The organism is uncultured Thiodictyon sp. (assembly GCA_903837595.1).
Taxonomy (GTDB): domain Bacteria; phylum Pseudomonadota; class Gammaproteobacteria; order Chromatiales; family Chromatiaceae; genus Thiodictyon.
Genome location: CAILVI010000007.1, coordinates 1 through 12,343, shown reverse-complemented (window position 1 = coordinate 12,343; position 12,343 = coordinate 1). Strand labels below are relative to the sequence as shown.

Sequence of the window (12,343 nt, the reverse complement as noted above, 5' to 3'; positions counted from 1 at the left end):
TTATACGTCTCTCATGTGAGATCCCGGTTTAGTCGCGGCGGGTAACCTGCCGAGATTTTTGCTAAACTGCCCTCATGCTGGACTACCGCCTCGACCAACACGAACTCGCCGAACTGCGTGCGGCCCACCGTGCCGCCCGGGACGTGCGCGAGGCCTATCGGATCAACGCTGTGATCTTGCTCGGTAAGGGGCGCACGGCGCCCGATGTGGCCGATGCCTTGCTGATCGACCCAGACACGGCTCGCGACTCCTTCAAGCGTTATAAGAAGGGCGGCCTTGATGGGTTGCTACGGATGAGCTATATCGGTAGTGAAGCCCTGCTCGACGACATGCAGTTGTTGGAGCTGGACGATCATCTTCAAAGTCACCTGTATCTGACAGCCGAGGCCGTCGCCCGGCATGTGCAGAAGCGCTGGGGGGTGCGTTACACGCCCAGCGGTATGACCGCGGTTCTGCACCGCTTAGGCTACGTCTACAAGAAAGCTAAACTCGAACCCGGCAAACACCCGGCCCCAGAGGTTCAAGAGGCATTCGTTGAGAAGTACGAAAACCTCAATAAAAACAGCGCTGATGGCGACGTGATCTACTTCATGGATGCGACCCATCCGCAACATAACCCGGTAATCGGATGCGGTTGGATCAAGCGCGGCAAGGAGCACCCGATCCAGAGCAACACGGGCCGCCAGCGGCTTAACATCAACGGCGCGATCAATGTTCAGTCGCTGAGCGCAGAGGTCCGATTCGATGAGACTATCGACGCCGCGTCCACGATCGCCTTGTTTAAGCAGCTTGAGCAAGCGAACCCGACGGCCCCATCCATCGTCGTTATTTGCGATAACGCCCGTTATTACAAGTCGAAAGCGGTTGCCGCGTATCTGCCGACATCGCGAATCCAACTGGAGCTACTTCCGCCCTATTGTCCGAATCTTAATTTAATTGAGCGATTTTGGAAGTTTTTCAAACGTCAAGTGCTTTACAATCAATATTACGACACGTTTGAAAAGTTTCGAGACGCCTGCAAGAAGTTCTTCGGCGAACTTGATGCGTTTGCCCCGCCACTGAGAACGCTGCTGGCTGAGAATTTCCAGATTATCGGAAATAAAAAGCCGAAAATCGCTATCGCTTAGGTATAACCAATGAATCAATCAATCAATCCATTCAGTGAAACGGAAGTCGCCGCGGTCTACCGCGCCATCTACGAGCGGCGCGACATGCGCCACTTCCGCCCCGACCCGGTGGACGAGGCGGTCCTGGCGCGCCTGCTCGCCGCCGCCCACCACGCCCCGAGCGTGGGCTATATGCAGCCCTGGCGCTTCATCCGCATCAAGGACCAGGCGCTGCGCCAGGCCATCCACGACCTGACCCGCGAGGAGCAGGAGCAGACGGCACAGGCCTGCGGTGAGCGCGGCGAGTTGGTCCGGCGCCTGAAGCTGGAGGGCGTCATGGAGTGCGGTGAATTGCTGATCGCGGCCCTGGTCGACGGGCGCGAGGCCTATGTGGTCGGCCGGCGCACCATGCCCGAGATGGACCTTTGCTCGGTCGCCTGCGCCATCCAGAACCTGTGGCTCGCGGCACGCGCCGAGGGGTTGGGGCTGGGCTGGGTGTCCATCTATGACCCGCAGCGGCTCGACCAACTGCTGGGGCTGCCCGCGGGGGCGCGTAGCGTGGCCGTGCTCTGCCTGGGACACGTCGACGCCTTCCCCAAGGAGCCGCTGCTGGAAACCCTGGGTTGGGACCAGCGCCGCCCCATGGCGAACCTGGTCTTTGAGAACACCTGGGGCCAGACGGTACCGGCAGCATGAGGATCGACCCAGCGCCGGACGCGCTCTTGCCTCACGGCGGGCGGCTGCGCCAGGCGGCCGCCCGCTACCGCATCCCGCTGGCGGACTGGCTCGACTTATCGACCGGTATCAATCCCCAGGGTTGGGCTTTGACCTGCCCAAGACCACCTGAACGAGACCTCTGGTCGCGCCTGCCGGAAGACGACGACGGCCTGGAGCAAGCTGCGGCGCGCTATTACGGCACCCCCGCCCTGCTCCCGGTCGCCGGCTCCCAGGCCGCGATCCAGACCCTGCCCCGCCTGCGCCCGCCCGGCCGGGTCGGCATCATCGCCCCCGGCTACGGCGAGCACGCACACGCCTGGAACCGCGCCGGACACCAGGTGCGACCCCTGTCGGTGGACGCGATCGAGACCGCGGTTCCGGACTTGGACGTGCTGGTCCTGATCCACCCCAACAACCCGACCGGTGCGCGTTTTCCGCGGGCCGACCTGTTGCGTTGGCGAGAAACACTGGCGGCACGCGGCGGCTGGCTGCTGGTGGACGAGGCCTTCATGGACGCCACGCCCGGGGAGAGTCTCGCCGACCTTAGCCCCCTGCCCGGACTGATCCTGCTGCGCTCGATCGGCAAGTTCTTCGGCCTGGCCGGCGCGCGCGTCGGCTTCGTCCTGGCCGATGCGACGATCACACGCCCCCTGGCCGCCCTGCTCGGCCCCTGGACCATCGCCGCGCCCTCACGCTGGGTCGCCACCCAGGCCCTGGCCGACACCGCTTGGCAGGACGCCACCCGGGCGCGGCTCGCCGCCGATGGTGAGCGCCTCGCCGAACTGCTGCACCGCCACGGCCTGCCGCCCCTAGGCGGCTGCGCACTCTTCCAGTGGGTCCCGACCGAGCGGGCGCCCCAGATTCACGAGGCGCTAGCCCGCGCCGGCATTCTTACCCGCCTGTTCGATTCACCGCTGGCCGTGCGTTTCGGACTGCCCAGGACTGAGGCAGAATGGGCAAGGCTCGATGCCGCTCTGTAACACACCCTCGTAACACCGCTCCAACGGTGTTACGCCTGTGTTTGGCGCTCCGCGCCACGTGCGCCGGCGCCTCGGTGTGGCACGCCATCGGTTGATTCGATCATCGCAACAATCGACACTATGCCCATCATTGCCCTGACACGACCGCCGACGATCATTCCAAACCGAACGATTGCAGAGCCACCGATCATGGAACCCACAGTCCGCGATACCCTGCGTCAACTCATCGTCCAACACGGCCGCGCCCTGTCCGACGACCCGCCCCGTTGCGAGACCATGCTGCGTGACCTCTGCGGTCACCACCAGCCAGAAATCGCTCTACTGATCAGCGCCCTGCAACAGCGGGTCCCGGCCGCACTGCTCGCCAACGCGGCCGGTCTGCCGCCGCCGCTCTTGGTCGACCAATTGCGCCAGCGACTGACGAAGGAACTGTTCCTGACCGCCGAGGCGGCGCAGTGGGCGGTGGAGACTTGGGCACTGGCCTTAGGGATTGTTGCCCAGCCAGCGCCGGAGCCTGCCGCCGCACCAGAGCCCCCACCCAAGCCCGCCAAAAAGTCCAAGCCGCCACCCCCGCCGCCCGCTCCCTTGCCAACCTTCCGCGACCGACTCAAGGACGGCAGTGAGGGACCGGAGATGGTCCGGCTCCCGGCTGGACGCTTCCTCATGGGCGGAGACGACACGGCCTACGCCAGCGAGCGACCGCAACACGAGGTCCATATCGCGCAGCCATTCGCCATCGGGCGCTTCCCGGTGACCTTCGAGGAGTACGACCGATTCGTCCTCGCCAACCAGCGTCCACCAGCAGCCAAGCACGGATGGAGAAGCCGCATCTTTGGCCGGGAGGAAGATAAGCAACATGAGCTGCCGAATGACGAAGGCTGGGGTCGCGGCCGGCGCCCGGTGATGAATGTCTCCTGGAATGAAGCGGTGGCGTATTGCTCCTGGCTGACCGAACAGACTGGCCGGATCTACCGGCTGCCGAGTGAGGCTGAGTGGGAATATGCCTGCCGCGCCGGGACTGAGACCCGCTGGTCATGCGGCGATGATGAGAAGGCCCTGAGCGACCACGCCTGGTTCGCCGAGAACTCGGGCGGCAAGGCCCACCCGGTCGGCGAGAAGCGGCCAAACCCATGGGGGCTCCATGACCTGCACGGGAATGTCTTGGAATGGGTTCAGGACCAGGACCAGCGAGATCCGGGTTATCAAGGCGCCCCCGCGGATGGGAGTGCGTGGGAGGAAATAGATGCGGCCGGCGCGCTCCGCGTGGTCCGCGGCGGCTCCTGGTTCAGTCCCACACGCGCCTGGTGTTGCTATTCCCGCATCCCGTACAAACCAGGCACCCGCCATGCCGCCTTGGGTTTCCGCTGTGCCCGAGTTCGGTAGTCTTCTGGCTCCCACGCTGGAGCGTGGGAACGAGAGGATCAATTGTTTATGAAGGCCCGTCAACTCTTCCGTTTCACCGATCGGCAAGGCGACGTGAGCGTCGAGATGGTGGTCTGGGCGCTTGCGGAGCGGACTGCCGACCGGCCGCACGGTTTGAAGTACCGGCTCTACTGCGGTCTGGCCGGCACCTGTCTGGTGCGCTATGACAACGAGACCGGCAAGGGCGACCACCGCCATTACGGCGATCCGCAGGAGCCCTATCGCTTCCTGTCCGTGGATCGATTGCTGGCCGATTTTCGAGACGATTGCGCCCGTTTGGCGGGCTGGAGGTGGGAATGAACCGAGTCGAGATCAGCGTATTGCAGCCGGCCGCGGCACTGCGCGCAGTTGCCGAGACCTGGCACCGCGCCGAGGCCGGGCAGGACGTCACACCCAGGGTCACCTTCGGCAGTCTGCTTGAGTTGTTTACCGCCATCACGGCGGCGCGTATGGACCTAATGCGGTGCATCGCCTCCCATCCGGGGCTCACTGTCGCGCAATTGGCAAACCGCCTTGCCCGTGACGCCCGGGACATGCAAGCCGACGTAACGGCCTTGGTCGATCTGGGGCTCTTGGAGCGTGACGGCAAGGGCACCCTAAACGCCCCATACGATGAGGTCCTGATCCATGCCGCCATCCGCGATGCGGCGTGAAGTATCGCATCTACGACCGCTTCGGCGGGGTGGAGACCATCAGCCTGGCACTGCTGACCAATGATCGCGCCAACGGCGAGACCGGGGAATACCGCCGCGAACGCGACGGCTGCGGGCTGCGCTTCCGCTTTCGCGTCCATGCGCTGCCGGACTGGGATGAAGCGGACCTGGTCGGGCGCGCCGCAGACAACCCCTTCGCCGTCGTCGCCCTGGCCCAATTGGCGGCCCACCGGCGCACCAGCGACCCCGAACGCAAGGCGCGCAAGGGCGAGATCATTGCGCTGCTGTATCGTTATCGGTACAACCGGGACGAGGCAATCAAGCGGCTAGCGCGATCGACTGGCTGATCCGCCTGCCGCGCGGTCTCGAACTGGCGCTGCGGCAAGAACTGGCTGAACTGGAGGAGCAAACCAAGATGTCCTACGTTACAAGTTGGGAGCGCTTTGCGCGCGAGGAAGGGATTCAACAAGGGCGCCTGGAAGGCCGGCAGGAAGGCCGACAAGAGGGTCAACAGGAAGGCGAGGCGAAGGCCCTGCTGCGACTGCTGGAGGCCAAGTTCGGTCCGCCGACACCAGACCTTTTGGCCCGTGTGCAGGCCGCCAGGCCGGATCAGATCGAGGTCTGGCTCACCCGGATACTGACCGCGAACAGTCAGCATGAGGTTTTCGACACGCACTGACGGCGGTCGGTCATCATGAAAAGCAGCGCTTTGCGAAGCGCTTTGTTTACGAACCGATTGCTGAGTCCAAGATGACAACCCCAACCCTCATGGTCCAAGGCACCACCTCGGACGCCGGCAAGAGCCTGCTGGTGACCGCGCTCTGCCGCTGGCTTAAGCGCCAAGGGGTGCGGGTGGCGCCCTTCAAGCCGCAGAACATGGCGCTCAACAGCGCGGTGACGGTGGACGGCGGGGAGATCGGCCGCGCCCAGGCGGTGCAGGCGCAGGCGTGCGGGCTGCCGCCCCACACCGACATGAACCCGGTCCTGCTCAAGCCCAACACCGATATCGGCGCCCAGGTGATCGTCCAGGGCCAGGCGGTCGGCAACATGAACGCCGTCGGCTACCAGGCCTATAAGCGCATCGCCTGGGATGCAGTGGTGCAGTCCTACGAACGGCTGGCGGACCAGTACGACGCCATCGTCGTGGAGGGGGCCGGCTCGCCCGCGGAGATCAACCTGCGCGCCCAGGACATCGCCAACATGGGCTTCGCCGAGGGCGTGGACTGCCCGGTGATCCTGATCGCCGATATCGACCGGGGCGGGGTCTTCGCCCATCTGGTCGGCACTCTGGCCCTGCTCTCCGACAGCGAGCGGGCGCGCGTGCAGGGCTTTGTCATCAACCGCTTCCGCGGCGATCTCAGCCTGCTGCAATCGGGGCTGGACTGGCTCACCGAGCACACCGGCAAGCCGGTGCTCGGGGTACTGCCCTATCTCAAGGGGCTGCACCTGGAGGCCGAGGACGCGGTGGCCCGCGATCAGGGGGACAAGAGCGGGGCCGGCCTGCGGATGGTGGTGCCCGTGCTGCCGCGCTTCAGTAACCATACGGATCTCGACCCGCTGCGCCTGCACCCGGGCGTGGACCTGCGGCAGATCGGCCCGGGCGAACCGATCCCGGCGGCGGACCTGATCATCCTGCCCGGTTCCAAGTCGGTGGGGGCGGATCTCAACTGGCTGCGTGAGCGCGGTTGGGTGGAGGCCATCCACCGTCACCTGCGCTACGGCGGCAAGCTGATCGGCATCTGCGGCGGGTTCCAGATGCTGGGGCGGGCGATCCATGACCCGCTGGGCCTTGAGGGTCCACCCGGCAGCACGGCAGGGCTCGGGCTGTTGGAGTTCGAGACGACCTTGGAGTCAGAAAAACGGCTGACCAACGTCAGCGGCCGGCTCGCCTTGGGGGATGCCCCGGTCACGGGATATGAGATACACGCAGGCGTCAGCACCGGACCCGCGCTGGGGCGGCCGGCGGTCTACCTGGCGGAGGGTCCGGACGGCGCCATCGGTGCTGACGATCAGGTCCTTGGGACCTATCTGCACGGGCTCTTCGAGTCACCGGCCGCCTGCGATGCACTGCTCGCCTGGGCGGGGCTCAACCACCCCCAAACCAGCGACTATGCGGCACTGCGCGAGGCGGCCATCGAGCGCCTGGCCGATATGGTGGAGGCACACCTGGACACCGGGGCGCTCGGGCGACTGCTCTTGCGCCAACCGGCTTGAGCCCCGGCTGGGACGATCGCGCGCGGCTTCGTCGCGGCCGGGGGCCGCTCCTACACCACGCACCGCGCCTTGCGCCGGTGCGCCGGGCGCGGGACACTGACGCACCCGCCCATCCCGACCCCTCAGACCATGCCTAGGACCGCCCTGTCCTTCATCGCGCTGCTGCTCACCCTGACGGGGAGCCTGGCCCCAGTCGCGGCGACCGGTGATGCCGCGGCGGCTCCGGAATTGGTCATCTTCAACTGGGAGGACTATCTCTCTCCAAGGGTGATCCAGGCCTTTGAGGCCGAGTCCGGCGCCCGCGTCCGCCAGGTCTATTTCGAGACCGACGATGCCCGCGACCAGGCCATGGCCGGGGCGGACGGGGCCGGCTTCGACCTACTACTGGTCGACAACACGACCCTGGCAGCCTATCGCAAACGGGGCTGGTTGAGCGAACTTCCGGCGGCCGCCGTCCCCAACCGACGCTATCTCGACCCACGCTGGGCGACCGCCTACCCCGAGAGTCGGGACCTCGCGGTGCCCTATCTATGGGGCACCATGGGCATCGCCTACCGGCGCGACCTGGTGGGCCGCGATCTGGACTCCTGGCTGGACCTGTTGCGCCCGGCACCAACCCTGCGCGGCCGGATACTGATGGTCGCCGACCACTTCGACCTCTTCGCGGTCGCCCTCCAGGCACTGGGGTTCTCCATGAACAGCACCGACGATACCCAGATCGCGGCGGCCGCCGACCTCTTGAAGGCGCAGCGGCCCGCGGTCTTGCGTTATGGCGCACTGGCGACCGACGCCCACTCCGAACTGCTGACCGGGCAGGTGGCCGCCGCCGTCACCTATAACGGCGACGCCGCGGCGCTTCGCCGACACAACGCCCAAGTCGTCTATGTGATTCCGCGCGAGGGCGGCGCCCTGTGGCTGGACTTCCTGGCCATCGCGGCCCACGCCCAGCACCCGGCACTCGCCACCGCCTTCCTCGATTTCATCAATCGCCCCGAGGTCGCCGCCCGCAACGCGCAGGACCTCGCCTACGCGACCGCCAATCTGGCCGCCGAGCGACTGCTGCCGGCGCAGATGCGCCATGACCCGGTGATCTATCCCGATGCCGGCACGCTGCGGCGTTGCGAGTCCTACACCCGGCTGCCGGCGTCCGCCACGGCGGCCAGGCAGCAGGCCTACGCCGCGTTGATGCACGGGGACTAAGGGCAGTGCGCCTCCAGTTGAAACTCGCCCTGGTGCTGGTGCCCTTGGTCGCTGGACCGGTCCTGGCGCTGGGCTGGCTGTCCTATGACGCCCTGCGCGAGGACCTGCAGGAGGCCGCCGAGCACGGTCTGGATGGGACCCTCGAGGCGGTCACCGCGGGGCTGAACGAACTGGTGCAGACGGCGCGCACCAACAGTGCGCTGTTCGCCGCCGCCGGCCCGGTGGAGCGCTTTGCCCGCAGCGCCGATGAGCAGGAGCGCGCCACCCTCTTGCAGGCACCGCTGCTACGGCTCTTCTACCAGTACCGCGACGCCTATCCGCAGTTCCAGGAGATCCGCTTTCTGCGTCCGGACGGCACCCGGGAGGTCCGGGTAGCGGCGCCCGGCCTGCCGGATCGACAGCCATCCGGTGGTTCAGACCCCGGGTTCGCCACCGTCAGTGCCGACCCCCAACCGGTCAGCCTGCGTCTGGTCCCGAACGACGGCGGCGCACTGCTGGTGTATCGCCGTATCGCCCTGCCGGACAGCTTTCTGACCCGGCCGGACGACAGCCTGCGCACGCGCGGCTATCTGGCACTGCGCGTCTGCCTCGACCCGATCTATGCACGGTTACGCGCCCGGTCACTGCGCTTTCCCGGTCACCTGATCCTGGCACTGCCTGACGGGGACGTGCTGTTCGACTCCAGCGACACCTGGAACGGGCGGCGTCTGCCGACCGAACTGCTGTCGCAGCCGATCCTGTCCAACCCCGGAAATAGCGCAGACGCCGATCCCCAGACCTGGGAACCGGGACACTGGCTGTTCAAGGTCAGACTCATCCCCCCCGGGATCATCGCCCTGGCCGCCCTGCCGCAGCACACCCTGGCCGATCGTCTTAACCGACTGGGCCTCACCACCCTGACCCTGACCGCGCTCGGTCTCCTGCTGCTGAGCACCGTGCTGGGTACCACCCTGTGGCGCCTGGTGCTGCGCCCACTGGCGCTCCTGCGCGACGCGGCTGGCCGCATCGGCGCCGGGGCGCTGCGCACCCCCATCCCCATCGACTCGCGCGATGAGATCGGCGCATTGGCGGCGGCGGTGCGGGCCATGGGCAAGGGCCTGGCAGGGCATCGCGAGGAGATCGAGCGCCTCGCCTTCCATGACCCACTCACCGGGTTGCCCAACCGTCGGCTGATCAGCGAGCTGCTTAGCGAGCGCATCACGGCCAACGCGGGTGACGGACGCCGCCTGGCGGTACTCTTCGTGGATCTGGACAACTTCAAACAGATCAATGACGGACTCGGCCACGCAACGGGTGACACCCTGTTGCTGAGCCTGGCAGGGCGACTGGCAGGCATCGCCGCCCACGCCACTGCAGAGGTCCATATTGGCCGTTTCGGCGGTGACGAGTTCCTCATCGTGGCCGATCGGCTCAGTGGCCCGGAACAGGCCGCGGATCTCGCTCAACGCATCCTCACGGCGACCGCCGAGCCATTCGATCTGGGCAATACTCAATACATCGTCACCGCCAGCATCGGCATCGCGCTGCACCCCCAGGACGCCGCTGACGCCGCTGACCTGATCCGCTGCGCGGACTTGGCGATGTATGGGGCCAAGGCCCGGGGCCGCAATGCACTCCACTTTTTCTCCGCCGATCTGGACAGCCGGGTAGCCGCCCGCCTGCAGCTGGAAAACCAGTTGCGTCTGGCACTGGTCCGCCATGAGCTGACCCTGCACTATCAGCCCATCATCCACCTGGAGAGCGGGCACCTGGCCGGTTTCGAGGCCCTGCTGCGCTGGCACAGTGAGACCCTGGGCGCCGTCCCGCCCGAGCAGTTCGTCCCCCTGGCGGAGGAGACCGGGCTGATCTGCGAGATCGGGCATTGGGTGTTGGGTGAGGCCTGCCGCCAACTCGCCGACTGGCGACGCGCCGGGTACACGCTAGTACCGGTCGCGGTCAACGTCTCCGGGGCACAGATCCAACGCGAGTGCCTGGCAGGGCGCGTGCGCAGCCTGCTGGCCGAACACCAATTGTCGCCGGCAGACCTCCAGATCGAGGTCACCGAGTCGGTCCTCATGGAGCAGACCTTGCACGACACCGGCCGGCTCCTGGCCCTGCGCGCCATGGGACTCTCAATCCACATCGACGACTTCGGCACCGGCTATTCGTCGCTGGCCTATCTGCAACGCCTGGCGGTGGACTGCATTAAGATCGACCAGGGATTCATCGCCCGACTGCTCACGCTGGACCGGGATTCCACCCTGGTGACGGCCATGATCGGCCTGGCCCACGCCCTGCACCTGGAGGTCATCGCCGAGGGGATCGAGAGCCAGGCGCAGTTGGACGCCCTGCGCGCGCTGGGCTGCGACTTGGGGCAGGGCTATCTGTTCGCCCGCCCGGCCACGGCGGCGGTGGCGGGACGACTATTGGATGCGGCGGCGCACGCGGCGCCGACGCAGGATTGACCATGCTACAAGAACTCGCCGCCCACCTGGGACTGGTGCTCGTCGCCTGCGCCCTGGACGCGCTGATCGGCGATCCGCTCTATCGGCTCCATCCGGTGCGACTGCTGGGTGCCTTGAGTCTGGCCGGGGAGCGTCTGCTCTTCGCCGTTGGGCTTGACGGTCGCGGCGGGGGCCTGCTGCACTGGCTGCTGGTGGTCGGCGGGGCGCTCGCGGCCTGGTGGGGGATCGGGTATGGACTGGGTCGGTGGCATCCCTGGCTGGCCCTGGCCTGGGATTGCTTCATCGCCTATAGCCTGCTGTGTATGCGCGACCTGCTGGTGCATGGGCAGCGGGTCCTGGAGGTGCTGGACGACCTGCCGCGCGCACGCCAACGGCTCGGCATGTTGGTGGGCCGCGATACGGACCAGCTCGAGCGCGACGGCATCGTGCGCGCCACCATCGAGAGCTTGTCGGAGAATCTGACCGATGGCGTACTCACCCCACTGTGGGCACTGTGCCTGTTTGGCCTGCCGGGGCTGATCGTGGTCAAGGCAGTATCGACCCTGGATTCAATGGTCGGCTACAAGACCGCGCGTTATGCGCGCTTCGGCTGGGCCGGAGCGCGCTCGGATGACCTGGTGCATTGGCTGCCCGCACGCGCCTCGGTGCCATTGATCGCACTGGCCGCCGCCCTGCTGCGGCTGCACCCGCGGCTTGCCTTCCAGGCCGCCCGGCGTTACCACGCCTGCCTGCCGAGCCCCAACTCGGGCTGGAGTGAGGCGGCCTGCGCTGGGGCGCTGCGGATACGGTTGGCCGGACCGGCGCGGTATCACGGGGAGTGGGTTGAGCGTGATTATCTGGGTGATCCGCAGTGGCCGACTGATTTGGATGGCAATGACCTGCGGCGCGCGTTGCGGCTGATCCTGCTGTGCTGTGTGCTGGCACTAGGCGTGGGGCTCACGCTTGCGCCGCTGCGGGTGCTGATGCCTTGGTGATCGAGCCTTTAGGCCAAGCAACTGTGCTCGCAGCAGCGATGCAATAAACCCCTTGCGTCTACCAGAAAACCGAGACTAGAATCTCCCGCAGGGCAGGCTCTTTGTGTATCATCACTGTTAGGACAAGAAATTTCCATGGGATACATTTTTGTCGAAGACCACGTTGTTCCGCAGATTTTTACATCGGCGATAGAGGCTTATGAATTTCTGCATAAGAACGAAAAGGGAAAAGGTACAAATAGACTTGAAACATTCGGCTTGCTATGGGGCTATTCAGTTCAAGCAAAAGGGAACCAACCGAATAAGATCATTGTGACCATGGCAACAATAGAGACATCTGCAACCAGACACACCGCCTGGGTAAAGCCAGATTTTGAGTCGCTGCTCATGAAAAAGGAGTTTCTTGAAAGCTATTGGCCAGATATTGAGCTCGTTGGAACATTTCACTCTCATCCGTATAGCAATCTACAGGCCGTAGATGCAGTATCTGGCTGGCAGGCAAGCCAGGGAAATGGTGATGTTGCATTTTTCCCTCATTTTCATAAAGAAATAGCCACTAATCAAAGAAACTTGGCGCATCTCATTGTCACAATCACACACTTACAACGCGACAGGAACTCCCCTCCTAGATCG

Annotated in this window: 13 protein-coding genes; all 13 read left to right on the top strand. The window is 65.5% G+C overall.

Features of this window, described 5'->3' with window-relative positions; all coding sequences use genetic code 11:
• Positions 1 to 74 precede the first annotated feature (74 nt).
• Entirely contained in the window at positions 75 to 1,127 is a 1,053-nt protein-coding gene (locus tag QZY44_RS00545) for an IS630 family transposase (protein ID WP_295440718.1), read from the top strand.
• 9 nt (positions 1,128 to 1,136) lie between these two features.
• Complete coding sequence (gene bluB / locus QZY44_RS00540; RefSeq protein WP_295440714.1) at positions 1,137 to 1,802, top strand: 5,6-dimethylbenzimidazole synthase; 666 nt, start codon at positions 1,137 to 1,139, stop codon at positions 1,800 to 1,802.
• Entirely contained in the window at positions 1,799 to 2,803 is a 1,005-nt protein-coding gene (gene cobD, locus QZY44_RS00535) for a threonine-phosphate decarboxylase CobD (RefSeq protein WP_295440712.1), read from the top strand. The genes bluB and cobD overlap by 4 nt, the downstream gene beginning before the upstream one ends.
• A gap of 189 nt (positions 2,804 to 2,992) precedes the next feature.
• On the top strand, positions 2,993 to 4,186 hold the full coding sequence (locus QZY44_RS00530; RefSeq protein WP_295440709.1) for a formylglycine-generating enzyme family protein: 1,194 nt from the start codon (positions 2,993 to 2,995) through the stop codon (positions 4,184 to 4,186).
• 48 nt (positions 4,187 to 4,234) lie between these two features.
• Positions 4,235 to 4,525 carry a DUF6516 family protein gene (locus QZY44_RS00525; RefSeq protein ID WP_295440706.1) on the top strand — a complete coding sequence of 97 codons (291 nt, stop codon included), beginning with the start codon at positions 4,235 to 4,237 and terminating at the stop codon, positions 4,523 to 4,525.
• Positions 4,522 to 4,878, top strand: a complete 357-nt coding sequence (locus tag QZY44_RS00520) for a hypothetical protein (RefSeq protein WP_295440703.1) — start codon at positions 4,522 to 4,524, stop codon at positions 4,876 to 4,878. The genes QZY44_RS00525 and QZY44_RS00520 overlap by 4 nt, the downstream gene beginning before the upstream one ends.
• The gene (locus QZY44_RS00515) at positions 4,875 to 5,225 is read left to right on the top strand and encodes a hypothetical protein (protein ID WP_295440700.1); all 351 of its coding nucleotides are present in this window, start codon (positions 4,875 to 4,877) and stop codon (positions 5,223 to 5,225) included. The genes QZY44_RS00520 and QZY44_RS00515 overlap by 4 nt, the downstream gene beginning before the upstream one ends.
• A 68-nt stretch (positions 5,226 to 5,293) precedes the next feature.
• Positions 5,294 to 5,557, top strand: coding sequence for a DUF4351 domain-containing protein (locus QZY44_RS00510; protein WP_295440698.1), 264 nt, complete (start codon positions 5,294 to 5,296; stop codon positions 5,555 to 5,557).
• 71 nt (positions 5,558 to 5,628) lie between these two features.
• Positions 5,629 to 7,092 (top strand): cobyric acid synthase, encoded by a 1,464-nt coding sequence (locus QZY44_RS00505; protein ID WP_295440695.1) that lies wholly within the window; start codon positions 5,629 to 5,631, stop codon positions 7,090 to 7,092.
• A gap of 129 nt (positions 7,093 to 7,221) precedes the next feature.
• The gene (locus QZY44_RS00500; RefSeq protein ID WP_295440692.1) at positions 7,222 to 8,292 is read left to right on the top strand and encodes a spermidine/putrescine ABC transporter substrate-binding protein; all 1,071 of its coding nucleotides are present in this window, start codon (positions 7,222 to 7,224) and stop codon (positions 8,290 to 8,292) included.
• 5 nt (positions 8,293 to 8,297) lie between these two features.
• Complete coding sequence (locus QZY44_RS00495) at positions 8,298 to 10,736, top strand: EAL domain-containing protein (RefSeq protein ID WP_295440689.1); 2,439 nt, start codon at positions 8,298 to 8,300, stop codon at positions 10,734 to 10,736.
• A gap of 2 nt (positions 10,737 to 10,738) precedes the next feature.
• Complete coding sequence (gene cbiB, locus QZY44_RS00490) at positions 10,739 to 11,710, top strand: adenosylcobinamide-phosphate synthase CbiB (RefSeq protein ID WP_295440687.1); 972 nt, start codon at positions 10,739 to 10,741, stop codon at positions 11,708 to 11,710.
• A 135-nt stretch (positions 11,711 to 11,845) separates the two neighbouring features.
• Positions 11,846 to 12,343, top strand: a 498-nt coding sequence (locus QZY44_RS00485; RefSeq protein ID WP_295440683.1) for a hypothetical protein, incomplete at its 3' end; no start/stop codon positions are given.